The organism is Bradyrhizobium sp. USDA 4369, from assembly GCF_054056435.1.
In genome coordinates, this window is record NZ_JBSRYH010000001.1 from 20,496 (window position 1) to 41,045 (window position 20,550).

11 protein-coding genes and 1 tRNA gene are annotated in these 20,550 nt (G+C 58.6%); 7 read left to right on the forward strand and 5 right to left on the reverse strand.

The genetic code is table 11. The features are described 5' to 3' along the window. Nucleotides 1–327: 327 nt before the first annotated feature. Nucleotides 328–1,581, reverse strand: a complete 1,254-nt coding sequence (locus ACVIJ6_RS00115; RefSeq protein ID WP_444837357.1) for an AAA domain-containing protein — start codon at nt 1,579–1,581, stop codon at nt 328–330. Further along, nucleotides 1,493–3,733 (reverse strand): TM0106 family RecB-like putative nuclease, encoded by a 2,241-nt coding sequence (locus tag ACVIJ6_RS00120; protein ID WP_444837253.1) that lies wholly within the window; start codon nt 3,731–3,733, stop codon nt 1,493–1,495. The genes ACVIJ6_RS00115 and ACVIJ6_RS00120 overlap by 89 nt, the downstream gene beginning before the upstream one ends. Before the next feature lie 253 nt (nt 3,734–3,986). Here ACVIJ6_RS00120 and ACVIJ6_RS00125 point away from each other — a divergent pair, with 253 nt between their 5' ends. From ACVIJ6_RS00125 to ACVIJ6_RS00145, 5 genes are all read left to right on the forward strand, one after another. Beyond that, nucleotides 3,987–5,711 carry an AAA family ATPase gene (locus ACVIJ6_RS00125; protein ID WP_444837254.1) on the forward strand — a complete coding sequence of 575 codons (1,725 nt, stop codon included), beginning with the start codon at nt 3,987–3,989 and terminating at the stop codon, nt 5,709–5,711. Next, nucleotides 5,708–6,361, forward strand: a complete 654-nt coding sequence (locus ACVIJ6_RS00130) for a 4Fe-4S single cluster domain-containing protein (protein ID WP_444837255.1) — start codon at nt 5,708–5,710, stop codon at nt 6,359–6,361. Before ACVIJ6_RS00125 ends, ACVIJ6_RS00130 begins: the two co-directional genes overlap by 4 nt. Before the next feature lie 229 nt (nt 6,362–6,590). Then, the gene (locus tag ACVIJ6_RS00135) at nt 6,591–10,013 is read left to right on the forward strand and encodes a protein kinase domain-containing protein (RefSeq protein ID WP_456770950.1); all 3,423 of its coding nucleotides are present in this window, start codon (nt 6,591–6,593) and stop codon (nt 10,011–10,013) included. A 28-nt stretch (nt 10,014–10,041) separates the two neighbouring features. Then, the gene (locus ACVIJ6_RS00140) at nt 10,042–12,576 is read left to right on the forward strand and encodes an AAA domain-containing protein (protein ID WP_456770951.1); all 2,535 of its coding nucleotides are present in this window, start codon (nt 10,042–10,044) and stop codon (nt 12,574–12,576) included. A gap of 490 nt (nt 12,577–13,066) precedes the next feature. After that, a complete protein-coding gene (locus ACVIJ6_RS00145; RefSeq protein WP_456770952.1) occupies nt 13,067–13,987 on the forward strand; it encodes a hypothetical protein in 921 nt (306 codons plus the stop codon). A 270-nt stretch (nt 13,988–14,257) separates the two neighbouring features. Here ACVIJ6_RS00145 and ACVIJ6_RS00150 read toward each other — a convergent pair whose 3' ends face one another. After that, nucleotides 14,258–15,553 carry a hypothetical protein gene (locus ACVIJ6_RS00150; protein WP_444837258.1) on the reverse strand — a complete coding sequence of 432 codons (1,296 nt, stop codon included), beginning with the start codon at nt 15,551–15,553 and terminating at the stop codon, nt 14,258–14,260. A gap of 122 nt (nt 15,554–15,675) precedes the next feature. Here ACVIJ6_RS00150 and ACVIJ6_RS00155 point away from each other — a divergent pair, with 122 nt between their 5' ends. Then, complete coding sequence (locus ACVIJ6_RS00155; protein ID WP_444837259.1) at nt 15,676–16,296, forward strand: hypothetical protein; 621 nt, start codon at nt 15,676–15,678, stop codon at nt 16,294–16,296. 200 nt (nt 16,297–16,496) lie between these two features. Here ACVIJ6_RS00155 and ACVIJ6_RS00160 read toward each other — a convergent pair whose 3' ends face one another. Beyond that, nucleotides 16,497–17,375 carry a hypothetical protein gene (locus ACVIJ6_RS00160; protein ID WP_444837260.1) on the reverse strand — a complete coding sequence of 293 codons (879 nt, stop codon included), beginning with the start codon at nt 17,373–17,375 and terminating at the stop codon, nt 16,497–16,499. A 1,225-nt stretch (nt 17,376–18,600) separates the two neighbouring features. On the opposite strand from ACVIJ6_RS00160, the gene ACVIJ6_RS00165 reads away from it, so the two are divergent. After that, a complete protein-coding gene (locus tag ACVIJ6_RS00165; protein ID WP_444837262.1) occupies nt 18,601–19,929 on the forward strand; it encodes a hypothetical protein in 1,329 nt (442 codons plus the stop codon). A 295-nt stretch (nt 19,930–20,224) separates the two neighbouring features. On the opposite strand, the gene ACVIJ6_RS00170 is transcribed toward ACVIJ6_RS00165, so the two are convergent. Further along, nucleotides 20,225–20,299, reverse strand: a tRNA-Gln gene (locus tag ACVIJ6_RS00170). Between the last annotated feature and the right edge of the window lie 251 nt (nt 20,300–20,550).

Consider the following 20,550-nt stretch of genomic DNA (forward strand, 5'->3'; position numbering starts at 1 on the left):
CTCCTCAGGCTCAAGACATCAACCGCAGCTCCGGTCTTCGTTGGCGAAACTCCAACGACCATCTATCGCGGTCAGGCGCACAACGGAGCCGCTCTATCTCGAACGGAAACGCAGCAAAATCAATGGAACTAGTCGATATCCTGTAGCTCAAAACGGTCTGGTTGCAGATCCGGATCGGGCTCCGTCGGCCTGGTGGCATCGACGGTTCAACGTTCCGTTCTGAATGAGAGTGGACAAAACGGACCGCGCAAGCTTTTCCAGCAACAAAGGCGAGCGTCAGCATAGCGCCATCTTGGTGCCGTCCGCTATTTCACAATGCGCTACGCTTCAAAGAGCTCTTAACTCGATCGCGATCTCAAGGTATCTGCAGAACGCATTGGCGAGCTGCATCTGCCTTGGCGTGCGACACTCCGCTTCGAAAAGTCGAGGGGACGCGACGATGAAGCAAATGCACTTTGCTCGAGAAGTGGCGACGTTCAGGCGGTTCGCGCTGTAAAGGAATTCCATGCCACGCGGGGCGTCGGAATGGCTTGAGGTCGTCATTGAGTAGATGACGATAGGCGCCTCTTGCCCCTGGAATTTATCCACGGTCCCAATGCGTGCACCAGGAATGCGCTCCTGGAGCTCGAATACCTGAGCGTTGTAGGGGGCGACGATCAGAATATCCTCAAGTCCAATCGATTTCTCTACGCCCTGCCGATCGATCCAAGTGCTGCCGGCATCTAGAATGCTTGAAACGAGGTGTCGAATCGCCTCGGCTTCCTCCTTTGCGGAGTTCTGATTACCGGTGTGCTCGATTGGCAGATATCTGAGCCCGGCTCCGCCAAGCCTACCCGTCGACCTGATTTCTTGCTTTTCAAGTCCTGCGTGCGATCGGAGTCGTCCCTCGTAGAACAGCTCAGAGTTGAAGACGCAGATATCCGGATGCAGCCGCCAGGTCTCCGCCAGGAACAGCCCGCGCTCGGGGGGAACGGTCGCGCGTGCTCCGAGGATATGATCGAGCGCCGAGACTGCAACCCCATCAGGGTGGCATCCCTGAATCGGCTGCTCGAGCTGACGCGGGTCTCCAAGAAGCACGACGCTCTTGGCAGCCTGCGACACGGCAAGAACATCCGCCAACGACATCTGGGCCGCCTCGTCGATGAAAAGCACATCTACGCTGAGGTTCGCGTCTGCCCGCGACCAAAAGAACGAGGTCCCACCGCCGACCGCGCATGTCGCGCGAAGAAGATCCAGAGCTTCCTCGTTGCTTTTCGTCAATCGCAGGGAAGGAAGACTGCTGGTTTCCTTTTCGGAAATCTTGTGAACGCATTGGAGGCACAAATCTGCGGCCGCGGCAGCGGAAATGACCTCAGTCAAGAGGTTGCGGATGACCTTGTGACTATTTGCAGTTATTCCGACCCGCTTTCCCTCGCGAACCAGGCTAAGGATCATACGTGCGGCCGTATATGTTTTTCCGGCTCCCGGCGGGCCTTGAATCGGAACGACACTCTCATCCAGGGAGACGCCGATACGCTCGGCAGCGGCCAGAGTCGTCTCCCCCGGCCGCAGCAGCGCCTGTCCTCGCAAGCGAGGGGCCAACCCCAGCAGCAGATCGCGCGCAGCGCGATATTTGCCCGGCCCCTCCATGCCGTTCTCCGCGACGTATTCTCCGAGGCGAAGAAGAGAACCCGCCTGCTCTGGATGGTCGAACGATTTGTGGGCGAAAACGGCTTCGGGGTGCAAATCGGCGGTATCGCCCCGCTTCTTTATGTCGACCGTCCGGTCCTCTTGCGATAGCGTCCACTTCTCCGAAGTGGTCTCCGCCGACGCTCCGCAGCTTGCTTTCCGCACGCACGTCAGTGTCCTGCTGCACAAACTCGTAGCGATGGATGGGCGCTTTGGCGGTCCCTCCGACGTTTCGGACGAATTTCAAACCGCCGATGCCTGCTCGTTCATGAACAAGATCTTCGGCCGAAAGGTCGCGGAGTCTGAAGTATTCCCACCAGACGGCCTTACCCTCGCGGCCGTGCCAATCGAGCATGAACGCGAGCAACCACCTTGAGTGCTGCTCCTTGCTTCGTTGAGTTACGTCGTCGGGTATGCCGTCGAGCAACCGCGAGGCCACGGCTTGCACTCTTGCCAACCAAGCATCACGCTTGGGACTGATCTCGGCCTCTTTGGGTACCGGCCGTTCGATGGTCTCGCCTACCGCGAGGAGCTCGGTCCGCAAGGATTCCAGCCAGTTCCGGAGAGCCTCCGTAGAGGTGCAGTCATCGCGATTGTAGCCTTTGATCGCCTCTTTGTGCTCCGTTGGAACGTGGGCGTCATCGGCCGTTTCCAACCGCGCCTGCGTTCTGGCGAGCACGGCCGCGACCTCCTCCAACGGTACGCTTCGTGCGAACGAATAGAGCGGCTCCAGCTTCTTGATCGAATAACTCTCCACGCTCGCGCGGATGGCGTGGCGTACGACCGAATAGAGGTCAACGAAGACCTCCGAGCGAAGAAGATCGTCCAGTTCCCTTTCCCGCGTCGCGTATCGGCCCATCAATCGCTTCAACGCGGCCGGCTCATAAGGAGCGAAGTGATAGATATGAAGGTCGGGAAAGATTTTGCGTCGCTCTGTGACGAAGTCGATGAAGCGCTCGAACGCGACCCTTTCTTCGTGTCGCGCGGATGCCCAGTCACCGACGTATCGAGGTAAGTCGTCATCGCCATTGAAGAGGTATCCGAACAGAAACTCCAACCCTCCTTCTCCGACGAAAGGATCACCCTCGAAGTCAAAAAAGATATCGCCGGGACAGGGTTCGGGAAGTCTTGAGAGCCCGAAGCCCGGCTTCGGCGGGAGTGCTTCGTAGAGCACTGCGCCCTGGGTCCGGCCTTCGACCTGTATCCTCGCCTGTTCGCGAACGTTTTCGTAACTGCGAGCAGCACCGCGATCCGGCCGCCACTGCAATGGCAACGGCAACTCGGCAAGCGCCGCCATAGTCGTCACGCCGTGCCGCTCGAGCTCTCCGATCTGCAATTTACTTATTCCCGCGACGAGCGACATATGATCGTCAGCTCGTCTCCTTTCGTCGCAGTGCCGGCGCCACCTGCAGATGTCGCAGTGCTCGACGGGTTCGGGATATGCATAGGCCGTGCTCGGAGAAGCGACGGAACGCTCGAGACTATTCCTGACGTGCCGATAATAGGCTGAATAGTCTGCGATCCTGTACTCAACCGGAACGAAGTCGGCTGCCGGCGTGACGACGTAGGCCATGGCCGGTCGCGTGGCTTGCATTTCCGCGAGCAGGTCGGAGTAAAGGCAAATCTGAAGGACCGTATTTCCTTTGGTTTCCCGCGCGAGCTTCGTGTCGGTCACCTCATACGACCAACCGCCGAAGCGGCTCGGCGTATCGACCCGACGCAAGACGTCCGCACGTCCATTCCATCTTCCCGCCTCGAGAGCCCCCTGCACGATGACGGCATCACCGCGCTCCATGGCTGATATGGTCGCGGCCACAGCAACACCGTCTACTCCGACGCCGTCCACGACCGTTACGCTTAAGCCGCCGCCCTTGAGATGGTCAACGTAGCTTCGTTCATGCAGCGCGCCGCGCTCGGCGAGCGTCGCAAGCACCGGGTCCCACACCTTCGGTTTCTGCAGCTGGCCATTGGCCACCTTCAGATCAAGTTCCGTCAGATACCGGCAGTTCAGGTGGCCGACCAGATCGCAGGCGCTCAGCTTGATGCTTCCCCCGATGCTCTGCATGCGCCCACTTGTGTCGGCTAAGCCGCCCTTCTCGTCCTTTCCGAGTCGCCTTAATCCCAATTCCCTAGGAACTCCTAGGAAATGCACTCGAAAAAGGCGAGTAAGATAGCTTATAGTCGCGCGGAACGAGTACAAGGGGGCTTGGTCGGTGCGCGATAGTTCGGTGGAAAGAGCCAGATGGCTCCGCGATTTGCTGCGTTTTCTGCCCCTCCGTAGCCAATTCGTCCTCTCGGGCAATACCCGGGACCTTCAGATGCACGAGATTGCTCCAGGCGAGGTGACGGCAACGCCACTATCCAGGGTCCTGCCGGACCGCTTGAAGGAAGCTGGCTATGCGCGTATCGCAAGCTTCGACCTTCTGAACGGATTTAGAGGGATCGAACCGGCCGACGGAAGCTTCCTGACGCAGTTGGGTCTGACGCCGACCAACGGAGCGGCCGCCGGCGGCATTGACCTCTTATCGGCCACCCTCGAAAGGCATGTCGGCGCGGAAGGGTTGCCGGTGGCGCTCATCGTCGATTTCGCGTCGAGGCTGGTCGCGCGAAACGAGGCGCTGTCGCCGGCCGAACACCAGCTTTTCTCTCGGGCTCTAATCCTCTCGCATTCGGCACGCGCGCGGCCGGCCGGCGAAAGACGCCTCCCCTACTTCAACACGATCGTCTGGATCGTCGACAAGGAGGGGGATCTGCCCGACTGGTTCCTGGTCGGAAACCCGAGGATACGACACATACCCATCGGACGCCCGGATCACGTGGCGAGAAGAAGCATGATCCGCTCCCTGGTGCGCGGCTTACCAGGCGCGCAGAAGGCGGAGCAGTGCGAACTGGACAAGTGCACCCAAGCATTCGTGGACGAGACGGAAGGCCTTCTGCTGTTAGATCTAAGCGCGGTCGCGCAGCTCGCCCGCAGCGAAGGAGTCCAGTTTGATCGGATTGCAGATGCGGTTCGACGGTTCAAGGTCGGTGTGACCGAGGATCCTTGGCGTAAGATCAGTCGCGACAAGATCAGCTCGGGTGAAGAATTTGTGAGAGGGCGCGTCAAGGGACAGTCGCATGCCGTCACCCATATGCTGGACATCGTCAAGCGCGCGGTTACCGGGATCGGTCAATCCCCTAGAGGCGGTCGACCAAGAGGTGTCGTCTTTCTCGCGGGGCCGACTGGGGTCGGCAAGACGGAACTCGCGAAGACAATCACAAGTCTGCTGTTCGGTGACGAGAGCGCCTATATCCGATTCGACATGTCGGAGTTCAGCGCCGAGCATTCGGATCAGCGGCTCATCGGCGCTCCTCCCGGCTACATCGGTTACGACGTCGGCGGCGAGCTCACAAACGCGATCCGCGAGAAGCCGTTCAGCGTCGTCCTATTCGACGAAATCGAGAAGGCTCACCCGAGAATTCTGGACAAATTCCTGCAGGTTCTCGACGACGGCGTTCTCACCTCCGGAAGAGGCGATCGCGTCTATTTCTCGGAAGCCTTCATTGTCTTCACGTCGAACTTGGGCATCTACGTGCCGGGGCCGTCGGGCGAAAGGATCGCCAACGTGACGCCCGAAGAGACGTTCGAAGGGGTAAGGAGAAAAGTCCGAAGCGAGATCGAAAAGCACTTCAAGCAGGTCCTCAATCGGCCTGAGATACTGAACCGCATCGGAGAGAACGTCATCGTCTTCGACTTCATCCGGCCCGACGTCGCCAACGAGATCTTCGATCATATGGTCAACAACCTGCTCAGCGACGTCAAATCGCTAGGCTATGACGTGACACTGACAGAAGGCGCCCGCGAAGGACTTCGAGGATTGTGCTTGGCGGACCTTTCGAACGGCGGCCGAGGCATCCGCAATCAGGTCGAATCTCACCTCATCAACCCGCTATCGCGGGGCCTTTTCGACAGCGGAGCAGAAGCTGGACGCAGATACAGGATCGAAGGGGTCCGCCCCGGTGCATCGACGACGATCGACCTCGTGAGCGAGCACTCTCCATGACCACGACAGTCAATCTGTCCCGCATCCATTTCCCCGTCACGACTTTGGGACCCGGCCGAAGGATCGGGATATGGTTTCAAGGCTGTTCGATCCGCTGCCCGGGATGCATCTCCATGGATACGTGGACACACGGGCGAGGGACGACGACTATAGCTGAGGTCGTCGACGCTATTTCACCTTGGCTTTCGACGGCAGACGGAATCACGGTCTCAGGCGGGGAACCTTTCGACCAGCGCGAGGCTTTGTTCGAGCTTCTGGCGCGGCTCCGAGCTCTAACGGCGGCGGACATCCTCGTCTTTACCGGCTATCCTTGGATCACAATCTCCGAAGCGATCTCTTCCCGGCCGCCTCTGATCGACGCGATCGTCACCGAGCCATTCGATATCGATGAGAGGCAAACTCTGGCGCTTCGCGGCAGCGACAATCAGCAACTGCACATGATGACCCCTTTGGGTCGGGCTCGGTTCGAGAGCTTCGACCGCACTATCGACGAAAGCGATCGCAGCTTCGACGTGATGTTCGACGAAAACGGAGATGTCTGGCTTGCGGGCATTCCCGCTCGCGGCGATTTCCGGCGCCTGCGAAATATCCTCGAAGACGGCGGGTCGACACTTGGAATTTCGGAAGATAAGCGATTCCCATCTCACTAGAATTTTGCTGATGATCAGACTTTGCCCGAACTGCAATACCGAACGGCCTGTCACTGAAATCTTCTGTGAAGGCACGTTGAATGGCCAAAACTGTGGCTGGGACCTGTCGGCGGTCGATATAACGTCGCCTGGAGCACCCGGACCGAGGCCGAATCCTCCAGAGGTTGCTCCGAGCCAGCCGACATGCCGGAACGGTCATCAGGGATCTCCCGGGGATCTCATCTGCAGCGTGTGTGGCGAGCCGATCATCGAACCGGGCGAGACACCCTCACCGATCGACACCGAGCCTGGGCCCGAGCCCGAGCCGGAGGCCGAAACAATAGTAGACGGTTGGCGTCTACAGGACCGGATCGTCTCATCGAGCGTCGTCCGCGAGCGCTTCGTCGCCACGCGCGACTCCGACGGACGGCGTGGAATACTCACACTTTACGCACCCGGCTCGGAGCCGGATCAAGCGATCTACGATCTGCTCTCGAAGCTCCCCCGAGATCACGTTTCCGAGCTCTTCGCCACCGGTCGTTGGCAAGACCGTGCCTACGACGTCGCGGAGGAATTCAGCGGCGGCACGTTGGCGGATTTCGCCATCGATCCTGTCGATCAGGCGGCAATAAGGAAGCTGGTCGGCGAGCTCGCGCAGGCCGTTCATGCACTCGCCGAAGCCGGATTGCGGCACAGGGATCTGCGGCCTTCGGTCATCTTCATGCGCTCGAGGGACCCGCTGGACCTCGTCATCGGAGGGTTTGGATCCGCACGACTTTCCGAGTTCGATCTGGACATCGTGTCCCCTCTCGAGACCACCCGTTACATGGCTCCGGAAGCGATCGCCGGTGGCGTCGCTCCGGCTTCCGACTGGTGGAGCGTGGGAATGATCTTGCTGGAAAAGATCACCCAAGGCGCGTGTTTCGAAGGTGTCAACGAACAGGCCTTTCTGATCCACGTTCTCACCAACGGCGTACACCTTCCTGAAAACCTGGACGAACGGATCGACACCTTGCTGCGCGGCCTTCTGGCACGTGACAGACGCCAGCGGTGGCAGTGGACGGAAGTTCAGGCGTGGCTGCAGGGTGAGACGGTATCCGCTCCCGCAGCCGAAACGCCAGGCGTTACCGAGGGCCGCATTTCGATCTCGCTAGGTGATAAGCAATATCGGTCTGCAAACATGTTCGCTTTGGCGGCGGCGGAAGCGGCGAATTGGGAGCAGGCCAAAGCTCTTGTTCTCAGAGGCGCAGTCGCGAGTTGGGCTTCCGAGGCCGGCTTCGAACCGGCAATGTCGGCGGGCCTGCGGCAAATCCTGCGAGCCGAGGATCTTCAGGAGGACTTGAAGCTCTCCATCTCCCTGAAGACGCTTAATGCTTCGATGCCCCTGATCGTCAGAGGCAATATCGTCACGCCGGGTTGGCTGCTCGATCATCCGACCGACGGTTATAGCCTGATCACCGGTCCGGCACCCGACCTGCTTCGGAAGATCGATCCGGACGACTGGCTCTGGCGTCTCAAGGTCCGGTCGGACACAGTTCGAAAGCGACTCGACCAACTGGAAATCGCGGTCGACGAGGATGCCCTGCGCGTCCACCTTCTGTCGACGTCGATGGCCCGCCTAGTCGCTCTCTGGGAGGAAAAGCGAAGGCTTTTTCCTGACACGGACCATGCCGGCGTAGCTGCGCTGACCGAACGCCGCCTTTCGGCCGAAGAAGACCTGGTCATCCTGCTCAGCGCGATGTCGAACCAGTTCCGCTCCGTCGCCGAGGTTATCGAAGAAGCGACAAAGGAAGCGTCGACCGCGGGACTTGGCGATTTTTCGCCCGAGAAAGCTACAGCTCTTCTCGCCCGTCCGCGTCGCGAAATCTACGAGACGATCGACGAGCGTATTCGGAACTTTGCAAGATGCGGCATCAAGGAAGCCGACGAATGGGCGGATCAGTTTCGCCTCGACAGGCGGATGTCCATAGGGCGCGCTCTCGCCCTCCTCTCCGTGCCGGCTGAAAGGTGGAGACCGCTTCCAAAGCAAGGCTACGTATCCACGATCCTGGATTTCTTCGCCAAGCGCATATCGGGTGGGGTCCTACGGGGACCACTGACGCGGATGCTCATCGGCAAATCGGCCCGGATCGATCTCACCGAACTCGACACCTCCAGGGTACCGGCGGCGCAAATTCTCGATCAACTGCTCGGTCGGACGAACCGCATTGTGAATGTCGATCCCGCAGCCTTCGCCGACGACGACGGCTTGGAGCGAAGGTTGCGGTCGCTGCACTCTCACGCGTTGCTCTACAAACGCGACACCGGCATCGATGGCCTGTATATGGGATTTCCATTTCTCATCATGCGCGATAGCCGGCCGACCGCGAGACCGCGGATCGCGCCGGTGCTGCTGTGGCCGATGCGCGTCAATCCCGAAGTGGGAAACCGCGGTCACATCACTCTGGGATTTGGACGCGAAAGAAATCCCGATACAGAGATCGAACACGTCGTCATCAATCCCGCCCTCGAAGGTATTGTAGGTATCCCAGAAGCAAGACGATGGCAGGAAGCGGCGAACGAGCTTCTTACCCATGCAAGCGTGTCCGTCCAGGCGGTAATGGATGCCTTTAGCCGGTTGGCCCAGCCAGCCGGCAATGAACTGGTAGCTCTTCCTGGCAAGGACGTCACAGTGGGCTCGCAAGAGCGCCAGCTCGTGCCGGCGGCCGTGCTCTTCCATCTGGCGTTCATGGGGCAAGCGGTAATGAAAGACCTCGAGACGCTCCGAGGGTCACCGCCGACGGCGACGGCGCTCGAGGCCGCACTGCGTCTGAACGAACAGCAGGTGACGCCTTCATCGCCGCAAGTGAAGGAGGTCGACCGATACTTCACTGCCGACAGCGATCCTTCACAGGAGGCGGCCGTGATCGAAGCGCGTCAGGCTCCGGGGTTGGTGATCGAAGGACCGCCCGGCACGGGCAAGAGCCAGACGATTGTCAATATGGTGGCGGACGCCATCGGCACAGGAAAATCACTCCTCGTCGTTTGCCAGAAGCAAGCCGCGCTCGAAGTCGTGCGGAAGCGTTTAGAGAAGGAACGTCTGGCGGATCGCTTCGTCATGATCACCGACGTCAATCGCGATCGCGAGCCGACCGTCAGTGCGGTCCGTTCGCAGGTGCAAGCATTGCACAACCTGCCTCCCGGAAGGACCCCGGCCTGGAAGCGAGAACGCGAGCGACTGGCGGTGCGCATCGAGACGCTGGAGGCAGAGCTGGATCGCCGCCAAACTGCGCTTCACTCCGTGGACGATCGGACGGGATTGTCATATCGGGCGCTACTGGGCGAGCTATTGGAACTCGAAGAAGGCAGTCCGAAGCCCATCGATGTTCCTGAACTCCGACCTTTACTTTCGGATCTGCATCCCACAGACGTCGTGAGCATCGAAGAGAATTGCGGCCCATTGGCGAAATTCTGGCTGCCGGCCAAATTCGAGGACAATCCCCTTTCCGCTCTCAAGCCGTTCAACCCCGATCGCGGAACGGCAGCCGCCCTCGCCTTGCATCTGCAAGGGTTTTTGGAGGTGGACGCACGGCGCGAAGCGACCGATGTGGAGACATCGGATTGCCTGAAAATATCGGATTCGATGGCCTTGCAGACGTGGCTCATCGAAGCGGACGATCTGCGCTTTTATTAGCGCTTCTGTATGCTCGAATCTCGCTCGATTGCGTCCGCTGTTCCGGAGCGCGGATGGCGGGGCTTCGCAAGCTATGCACGTGCTCGACGGGTTACTACAGATCAAAGAGATATTCTCGTCGCTCGACGGTCCATCCTACAAACCGAACTTTTCCTCAAAGCTCGTCGGTTTGAACGGGGAAGAGTTGCGGTCCATCGCGGAACTCGCGGACCGAGTTCGTTCGCCGGGAAGCGGCCTACGATGGATGAACCCGCTACATTGGATGCGAAAGCGCCGTGTGCAAGGCTTCCTTTCATCATTGCAGCTCCCGCAAGATATCCATGGAGTCAGCTCGCTTTATTACGCGGCCGAGCTTGAGCTGGCCGTGCGCGGACCGAGACGCGAACTGGCGGAATACTTTATGATCCTTTTCGGCCGAGCCCCCAATCTTGATGTGTCGCCTGGAAAGCTCGCCGATTTCGCCGAAAGCATTCATTCGTTTCTCGCCGGACTAAGCGGTCACAATTCGCTCATCGATCGGTGTCCGAGCCTGGCCGATCTCGAAAGAGCCGTCGCGACCGGAAGAATCGAAGAACTCGCCTCATTCTTTGAACGAGGCGATCGAGCGCTCCGAAGGCATGAGGCGAGAGAGGAAAGCCGCGCCTCGCTGAACCGGCTCAGGACCTACTTCGACGAACTCTGGCTCGGATCGAGACGCTCGGCGATAGAGAATGGACGCTCGAACGCGAGCGCCGTTGCCCAGATCGTGCAGGCCTTACCGATGCTCACCAACTACCAGGAATTCCGGCTTCGATCCGCGCGCCTCGACGACAAGGAGCGTGCCATCTTCACCATTCTCAGGTCCAGGGAATCCGAGTTGTCGAAATTACCGTCTGACGACCTAGATTCCTGTATTCGCGCCACTATAGGGCGCGAGGCTCGTCTGGAATGGAAAGCTTCCATGGAATCCCAAAATCCAGACGTACTGTTCGACGGCAATGAGGTCGAGACGAAGGTAAAGTCACTGGCGGAAGCCGACACGCAGATCCGGCACTACAACAGAGAGCTTCTCGTCCAAGGTATAGATGCCGGAAAAGTGCGTCCGACATCCGAATGGGATGCGATCACAAGACTGCGCGGCCCGAGAGCACTGCGATTGCGCGAATTCATCGATCGCTCCGTTCCGCTCGGTCTCCTCGCTCTCCGCCCGGTCTGGCTGATGACGCCGGACGTCGCCAGCCGCGTGCTGCAACCTCGAGCCGGGCTCTTCGATACCGTCATTTTCGACGAGGCTTCACAGATGCCGGTGGAATATGCCCTGCCATCCCTGTTCCGGAGCAAGCTTGTCGTCGTCAGCGGCGACGAAAAGCAGATGCCACCAACCTCCTTCTTCGCGAGCAAGGTCGAAAACGACGAAGCGGCGATCTTCGACGGTGAAGAACCCGAAGAAGGGGCGACAGAAGAGGAGCGCGAGGCGTTCGCCGAGACCTGGAATCGACGTGAGATTAAGGATTGTCCCGACCTTCTTCAGCTTGCCCGTTCGGTGCTCCGGACCCGTACTCTGCAGGTTCATTACCGATCGAAGTATCGGGAGCTCATTTCCTTCTCGAACGCATCGTTCTACGCCAATGGCCTCAGCGTCCCCGTACGCCATCCCGAAGAAACCATTCGAAAGCTCAAGCCCATCGAAGTGGTCCGTTCGGAGGGCACGTACAAGAGCCAGACGAACCAGAAGGAAGCGGCCGATGTCGTGGAATACCTCTCCGAGCTTTGGGATGATCCTTCACCTCCATCGATCGGGGTCGTTACGTTCAACCGCAAGCAGGCCGATGCCATCGAAGATGCTTTGGAAGATCGTGCCGAGAACGATGAGGCATTTCGCGACGCATTGATGCGCGAGCGCGAGCGTACCGAGAATGGCGAGGATATGGGCTTCTTCGTCAAGAACGTGGAGAACGTGCAAGGCGACGAGCGTGACGTCATCGTCTTCTCGACGACATTCGGTCGCAACGAGCATGGCACTTTCCGCAAGAGCTTCGGCGCGCTGGGGCACGCAGGCGGCGAACGGCGCCTAAACGTCGCTGTAACGCGTGCCCGAGAGAAGGTGGTCATCGTCACGTCCATGCCGATATCAGAGATATCGGATTTATTGACGAGACGGAGCGGTCCCAGGGTTCCACGCGACTATCTGCAAGGCTACCTCGAATATGCCAGGACCGTCTCCGATGGCTTAGGACAGTCGGGCAAGACTCTCTTGGAGAGGATGGTGACTGAACAGCATGCCCATCACGAAGAGGGCAATCACGAGGACGACGGTTTCACCAAATCCGTCGAAGCCTTCCTGGAGGCGAATGGCTGGAAGCCCAGCAGGGCCCGCGACGGCGGCGCATTCAGCATCGATTTTGCGGTGACCGATCCCCGGACCGGTCTCTACGCGATAGGCGTGGAATGCGATGCACCACGCCATCGATTGCTGGAGAGGGCTCGCGCCCGCGAGATCTGGCGTCCCAAGGATGTTGGGAAGAGCCGTCCCTTACGTGCACCGGGTTTCGTCGTATGCTTGGACTCACGCCGGAGACGCTGAACGACTGCGGCTCAAGAATGCCGTAGAAAACGCGCTCCGTGGGGGAGAATTGCAATGAGCGGACCCAAAGCATTCAGGATCGTTACCCGCGCCGAAATCATCGCCATCTGTCGTCGCAGTCTCGCCCGGCTCGACGCCGCGATAGAAACCTGGGCTTCCGCCGGTAGACGCAATGGGACGATCGAGCAGCAGGACATCGAAAAGGTCACAGCGCGACGGGACGAGCTTCGTCGCTTGCTCGACGCCGACCGCTTCGTCGAATTACAGAAACAAGTCGCGGGCGAGATCGCCTTCCTCCAAGCGGACTCCGAACGCCGGGTCGAAAGGGCCGCCGAAATCGTGGCCCGCTCGAAGCGCGATTTAAGACGTTCCAAAACCGCAGCCGAGGCGTTGCTGCATAGATTGCATGTTCTGAAAGTCGATATACCCGCCCGATATCCGAAGCGAGCTCAGTGGATCGACCGCATCTTCAGAGCGCCTGGAAGCGGCCATGGCCAAGGCGCTGATGTTGCTTCCTTCTCAGGAGGCACCAGATGCCACGACAGATCGGCAACGGCAGCTTGCCGCCAAGCTCAGCGCTGGGGAGCGCCGCGAAACGTTGCAAGAGTGGCTCTTCCGACAACCGCGGGAGATGGAGGATCCGGCCTTGGCGCGCGTCGATGCCCTTCTCGGCGAGCTGCGCGGGCTTGGGATCGATTCCGGCCCATTTTCGGCCCACGTTGCGGCTCTGGAAGCAGAGCCACCGGCGAGAAGATCGCTAATCGCGGATAGTCTTCTGTTGGACCTGGCTACGGCCGTCAAGGATGGCCGAGCCCGTACACGACTGGTGAACCAGCTTCGCGAGCGACGCGCTGAACTCTCGGAGATGAAGTCACCGGAGGCGGCATCGCTGCTGGCCGAAATCGATAGTGCGCTTGCGATACCTTCGGCCAGTGACGAGCAAGAACTCGTCAAGCGAGCCGACTTTCTCATTGAGGAAGAATTCAAGGCGATGGCGGCCGAAGAGCGCAGGCGTGCTGTGCTCGAGGGACTCGCCAGCCTAGGGTACGAGGTGTCCGAGGGAATGGCGACCGCTTGGGTACAGAACGGTAAGATCGTTCTGCGTAAAGCAGCCAATCCTGGCTATGGAGTGGAGCTTTCGGGCGGATCGAAATCGGATCTTCTCCAGGTTAGGGCCGTGGGCATTGGCAGTTCGGCCGAACCTCGTGATGCCAACCGTGACCGGGACATGGAAACGATTTGGTGCGGCGAGTTCGATCGGCTGAAGGGATTGGTCGCAAAAGCAGGTGGAAATGTTTCGATCGAGTCCGCTCGACCTGTTGGCCAGTTCCCTCTAAAGATCGTGTCAGATCCGGGTGCAAGCCATGAGGCGGTGGTGGTCGAAAGATCACATCGATCACTACCTTACTAGCCAGCTTTGACTAGGCCGCTGGGTCGATGGATCGCGATTCGCACAAAACTTGTGCGGGCCCGGCCACACTGACAGCGAGGGGCTTGTCGTCGGCCGCACCAGTTTCGCACCAGAAACGACCTCATCAAAGCGTAACGAACGCGATCGAACTCAAACGAAAATGCAGCAAAATCAACGAAGGCGATCGATAGTCTGCCGCTCATAACGGTCTGGTTGCAGGTTCAAGCCCCGCGCAGCGCTCCATCCAAACCCTGATACTCCTTTACTGTGCTATTTCAGGCGGCATTTCTCCTTCGCCTCCTCATCATCCCGATCTATGGGGAGCTGGCAATCCAATCTGTTTGCAAGTGAGCGAAGTTTCTTATTCAGTTCGGGTAAGGACCCGGTCTTTCGTCCTGCATGGGCAGCAATGAACGCCGGATACAACGGAGCGTCAGGAACTTGGAAACCGCCGCGAGCAGGCAACAAATACCGCGATGGATAAGGCCATTCAGGGGTGAGAATGGACAAGTACACGTCCTGTGAAACAAGACGCCGAATAAACTTCAGTGCCAACTCTTTCTTCAATCCAGACAATCTTGCGTCGATTGCCAAGGCATCGACCCAACCAACACCGGCCTCCGGGGCAGAAACGCGAAAGCTCGGCAACGCGCGCACGGCAATTTCATCTTCTGGGACACACCCTGAGGAAGAGAGGCAATCGTCCACGAACTCACGCAATCCATAGTGAATAGACTCAGAATAGCCAACGAATGCAGAGGCCTGCCCCCGTACGAATGCCCGCGCGTAGAATCCTACCTTGTCATGCAGCTTGTCGCTTCGGCAGTAGCCAATGGGACACATGGCGAGCATATCCTGTAGACGATCAACCGCATCAGCGTTGATAGGTTCACCTTCCACGATATGCCTTTGGGCACCATCCACTCCGACAATCGAGACAAGCGAGGTGAAATACCATTCACCAATTGTCGATTTGCCTTTTAGATCCACAAAAAGAGATTGACCGCGGCGGTGCAATAACGTCCTGAGTTCGCCCCATGTCTTGACCTCTGCTAGTTCAGTATCCGTTTTGCGGTAGAACAGAAAGTTGCCGCACATCCAATGAGGCACGGCAAAGGTCTGACCGTTACGTGTGACCGCCTCTATACTTTCACGCAGGAAATCGTTGAACGGCAACTCTATGGCCGCGATCTTGCCTCGGGCAATAAAATCCGAAAGCAGAATGGTATCTATTTCATAGATATCTGCATCGACGTAGAGAAATCCTTCCTGCTTGGTGGGGTCATCATTGTAATATTTGTCAGTCGCGTTACTCGACGAAACGAGCACAACGTTTACACCAGGGTTTTCACACTCGAAGAGCGATTCAATCTTGTGAAAAAGAGCAAGCCGATCAGGTGTATAAGGATAAAGAGCAACGCGCAGGGTCTGCGGGACGGCAGGCTCTTCAGCATTAGGGAGCGTGCAATCGCGGGGGCTTTCGGCCCGCGTTAACGAAGGAAGCATGAAAAAAAGTAAGCCAACAAATAAAACGCAGTTGGCAAGAGCGCTCGCTACAATCCTCATAATATACCTGCCACCGCAGTGGACGTCACAGTGTTGCAACTTTCGGTTTATTCTGTCAAGCTGAGCGCGTGGCCGGCACATCGGAATTGTTTACACGTCGAGAGGGGAGCCCTCGAAAATCGATGAAACAACTCCTGTTGATCTGCCTGTCTGCGCTCTGGACATCGTCAGCATTTGCCGACGGCTCGGCCGAAATAATCTACAAGGACTGCCGAAGTCGCGACAAGGTAGCGCAGTGTTTTGTAGAGAGAGTTCTAGAAGTTTGCTCCCCGCGAGATTTGTCATGCTCAACCGCAATTGGCGAGCAGGTTTCGAAGCTTATTCATCAATGTGTATCTGAGGAGCTGAGGAAACCGCTTCCCGGAGCGACCGGCGCTTGGCACATTCAGGGGACGACTGTCAGCGGCGGAAATTTTGCAGCTCTGCTCAGGCTGTCTTTCATCATCGGAAATCCCTATGTGCCATTCCATAGCTTGATAATTTCGGTCTTTGCCGATCGAGGCCATGTGCTGGTTGATGGCAAGCGCGTTGAGCTGCACTCCGGACCGACACATCTGCTAGACCAGCCTCGAACTCCGAAGCGGCCGAGCCTCATTGCGCAGATCGAACCGGCTAAGATAGTTTCAATACAAGCGCATGATAGCGATAAGTACATTGATGTCGCGTCCGCGGGATTCGTGACCGCGTATCTCGCGCTAGAAAGAGCTCACGAAAGTTGCGGCTTTGCTATCGAAGGAAAATAATTTTTGAAGCGTTCGACGGATACTTCTCGACGGCTCGGCGACCTAGCTTGTATTACTCGGCGCAGCTGATAAATCATCTCCCTTTCTTTACCTTCTGCTCTTGGTTGCCGCGTTTGGACGCGTAGACGACATATTCGGCCTGCGTCGCCCTAAGCAGAAAGAACGTGCGGTAGATCGTCCCCGCACTGTGCAGTCTGCCGCTACGTGGCGCACGAAGCGGACAGGAGGTAATCCACGTTGCCAGCCACAATCGCTGAAAAATCTACATCCATGGAGCCGCCGCCAAGCATAGGTGCGGTTCCCGACATGTTGTAATTCACGCCCGGAATTTTCCGGCCGGCCTCATTGATCGCGTCAATCGAGCGTTTCATGCCATGGAGAGCCTTGCAGAGCATGGCCGCTTCAAAGCCGGGACGACATTGCGCTAGCCGAAAGCAAGCAGCGACCTTGCCGTAGGCATCGTCGGCCCGTGCGGCAGCGCTGGCAAGAACGCTATTGGCGCGCTTAAGACGGCCCGTTCCGGCGAGATCTGCGAGCTGCTGGCTGATCTGCTCGCCGTTCAAGCGCTGCCGCGCGAGCCTGCTAACAAGGTCATCAAGTTCGGCCTTGCTCATTGGCGGTCGTAGCTCGGCCGCCGCTTCGGCCACTATTTGCGCGCCATTAGACAAGGTATTGATTGCGCTCATGTAGTCGGAGTTGGGAGGAGCGAGAATCTCCCGTGTCAGGTTATCGGCGCGGATCATCTGCTGGTAGACATCGTAAGCCGCCTTAATGCCGACCATCGCAACGGTACCGCAGAGGGCAAGGAAACCGACAAAGATGAAGGTGTGGATTCGCATCCGTAGGTATTGTTCGCCGGTAAGCCCCCGCGGAACATCTACGCGTCCTATTTCGGCTTTGATCGCGGCGAGCCGGTCACCTTCAGGGAGTAGCTCGATGCGCTTCATCAGTTCGCGAAAGCGGTTCACGCGATACGCAATGATGGCCCAAGCGACGAGGGTTGCGAGGTAGGCGATTAGCGCCAGAGGACTTGCGGCTGCGCTAGGGATCGCCCTTATAAACGCTAAAATGACGTCCATTTTGAAGACCTCGTGGCCAAAGCCCACTAACGCGGTCGCACGGCCTCCTGCGCCGTCCAGTAACAGCTAGCGCGTTCTGATTCCTTTATGCATATCCATCGACCCCGCGTCTCGCCGACCGACAAAATTTCATTGCTCCGAAGAAAGATGCATTCGCGGGTAGCACCCGTCTCGAAATAGAGGCGCTTATAGCCTTGGTCGTTATCATTGCGCTCGAATTCCTCAAACTTTTCGACGGTCGCGGGGTCTTTGCACGCTGCATAGGCTTTAGTTACGATCACTTCGGCGGCGCGAGCTGGGCCATGGCAGACCAGCGCGGACGTCAAAACAGCTATGGAAGCTGTAAGCCGGTGCATGACGCTTCTCCGTTTGGCTGGCGCTACACTAGCACACGGTCAGGTGGTAGTGCATCGATTTCCACAACGACCCGGGCTGAAGGTTGTATGCGGCGCGCGCCCTTCTTAGGTCATTGCGACTAGTTTTGAACCGTTCATCCCGCACTGACAGCGCGCTGGGCAGGCGAAAATCAGGTCACTATCTGCCCATTGACGATTCCCGCTCATCGGCGACATCCAAGGCGTCAGCACTCGCCGAGATCGTAACCACATCGCTTCCCAACAACGAGCAGCTCCGGCTGCACATGGGAAAGCTCGGTTCGACAAACTCCTGCTGCGGCTAGCCAAGCAGCCCCTGCCATGGAAAGCTCTTGATTCCTGACGATCGCCCGCTCGCGTCAGCTTAGGCCTAGTCTTGATTTTTATGGTGGGCGCACCAGGGTGCGAACCTGGCCCCCAAAGCGGAACGATGCGGAAGCGCGGGCCGAGCTTATGAGCTTCTCCCCTCCCAGCGGCGCTCCGCCCAACGCATCCCTTTTGTACGATCTACTACCTTCTTGCGCGATCTCGCTACTGTCGCGGTTTCAGGCGTCGGCGGCGATCTGCATGATGCTTCAGCAGCATACGACTGGAAGCCGATTTCTTAGACGGGTTGCGATGCCACGTTTTGCCGTAATTCCTGCTGGTTCTTGGCCACGTCGTATGCCAGCTGCAGTCGCAGCAGGCTATTGCGGAGAGCCGACTGTCGAAGCCTTTCTCAAACGAGTCGGGACGGAGTATCCTCGACCACGTGTGAAGGAAGGGAGGCGTCAGCTGTGGTTGAGAGACGATCTGGACCGAGCTATTGCCCCGGACATCGTGCCGGGCGACCTCGCCGAGGATTTGTGACGTTGGAGCGCCCGCTTCCACGCTTCGTGGAGGTGCGTCGGCTTGCCGGCGGTTCGGTCGCGTTCTACTTCCGGATCCCGACCCATTACCGCAAGCTCGGCTGCGAGATGGCGAATGAGCCACTTGGGACGAGCTACGGAGTCGCATGCGGCGATGACGGAAAAGGCGGACGCGCCGCCACACTCAATGCCTTGTTCGATCAGTGGAACGATCAGCGCAGAGGAGAGCCGGGCGAGCAGGGAAAGATTGCGCGCTATGGCACAATCGATTGGCTGTTCCGGCAATACAAGACGGAGAAGGCCTATACCGAGAAAGTCTCTCCAAGGTCACGCCCTGACTACGAGCGGATCATGCAGATGATCTGCGATACCGTCGGTAAGAGCGGACGGCGGATCGGCGAACGGCAGATCATGGAAGTCACGCCACGGGCCGCTGACAAGATCTACGACAAGATCATCAACGGGCCGAACGGACTCAGGCTGCGGCAGGGCGAGAAAGTGGTCGGCCTCTGTCGCAAGGTCTGGCGGATCATGCGTCGGCTGCACCCGGAGCTGTTCGATAAGAAACACCCGAACCCCTGGGACGACTTCACCCTCAAGAGCCGCACCAAGACCAAGAAGCACGCGGTCACCCGCGAGGAGGTCTATAAATTTGCGTGGGGCTGCATTAAGGAAGGCCGGCCTGAACCCGCGGCCGTCGCAGTGATCTGCTTTGAGTGGCTGCAACGGCCCGAGAATGTGGTGGCCGGTTTTCTGACTTGGCCCGACTATCGCAGCAAGAATTGGCCACACGCCGTGCGCATCGAGCACCATAAGAACAAGGCGTTGGTCTGGCATCCGCTAGAAGAGACTCTCGACGGCGAGACCGTCAAGTTTTATGCCGAAGCAGAGGACGTCTTGAGCCATCTGCCCAAGCTTGGCGTCCCGATGATCATGCGTCGGATCGAAAGGGGTGAGCGCAAGGGCCACGCCAAAGTGTGGTCCTACCCCGGCATGGAAAAAGTGGTGCAGCAGATGCGCAAGAAGATCGACGGCGTGTCAAAGCTGTTCACGCTTGATGCCTGTCGACACGGCGGCATGACCGAGCTTGAGGAAGCCGAACTGACGGACGGCCAGGGTCGTGCGCTCTCCGGACACAAGACCGCACAGGCCTATCGCGGCTATGCCAAGGAAACGATGATGCGAGCGTTGGCTGCGACCCGTAAGCGACATGCACATCTCTTGGCGCAGAAGGAACTCGATCAGCAGAATGCTGATGGAGCAGCATCAGCTCGAGACGAAATTCAGCAGATCTCCCCAACGTCGAAGACTAGCGTCGGATCGCAAAGATAGACTTTGCGCTTCGTTGAACGCTGCAAAGGGTCGACGGCCTCTCGCGGCTGGCGATCCCGCACGCGACGACGTCAATGGCAACGATCGAAAGTTTGCAACCCGCAGGCAGCGCTCACGCGCTCAATTCGCATTTTTGATGAATTGAGCGTGTTCAACCTGCGACGTCCTCCGTCGGCCTTCGACCAAACGAAACCAGCACAGAATTTCCAAATGCGGGGCAAACTGAATTTCCAAATGCGCTGGAAATTCCGCCTCGAGTAAGGCTATTTATTTAACAAAATCAGTGCGTTGGCGCTGGCTGGGGCGGGAGGGATCGAACCTCCGAATGGCGGAATCAAAATCCGCTGCCTTACCGCTTGGCTACGCCCCATCAGGCCTGCCGGATCGGACTGGCGCGTGGACGCCATGCGATTCCAGGTCGGCGCCCGTGGTCTACCGACCGCGCCCGCCCTTTTCAACCGCCGCGCCGCAGGAATTTTGCAGCGCCGCCCGGTGATCCGCCGTCCCCGCCAATTCGTCAATGCTCGCAAGCCCTTATCCGACCCGGCCGGAGTCGCCGCGGCGGCCCGCCGCGGGCCTGTGCGAAAAAGTTGAGGCCCGGCCGGTTTCATGGGATGACGG

What these genes read in the sequence shown, in the direction of transcription:
- ACVIJ6_RS00155 (WP_444837259.1), top strand. Translation starts at nt 15,676, where the DNA reads ATGAAACAACTCCTGTTGATCTGCCTGTCTGCGCTCTGGACATCGTCA.
- ACVIJ6_RS00145 (WP_456770952.1), top strand. Translation starts at nt 13,067, where the DNA reads ATGGCCAAGGCGCTGATGTTGCTTCCTTCTCAGGAGGCACCAGATGCC.
- ACVIJ6_RS00150 (WP_444837258.1), bottom strand. Translation starts at nt 15,553, where the DNA reads ATGAGGATTGTAGCGAGCGCTCTTGCCAACTGCGTTTTATTTGTTGGC.
- ACVIJ6_RS00130 (WP_444837255.1), top strand. Translation starts at nt 5,708, where the DNA reads ATGACCACGACAGTCAATCTGTCCCGCATCCATTTCCCCGTCACGACT.
- ACVIJ6_RS00120 (WP_444837253.1), bottom strand. Translation starts at nt 3,733, where the DNA reads ATGCAGAGCATCGGGGGAAGCATCAAGCTGAGCGCCTGCGATCTGGTC.
- ACVIJ6_RS00160 (WP_444837260.1), bottom strand. Translation starts at nt 17,375, where the DNA reads ATGGACGTCATTTTAGCGTTTATAAGGGCGATCCCTAGCGCAGCCGCA.
- ACVIJ6_RS00125 (WP_444837254.1), top strand. Translation starts at nt 3,987, where the DNA reads ATGCACGAGATTGCTCCAGGCGAGGTGACGGCAACGCCACTATCCAGG.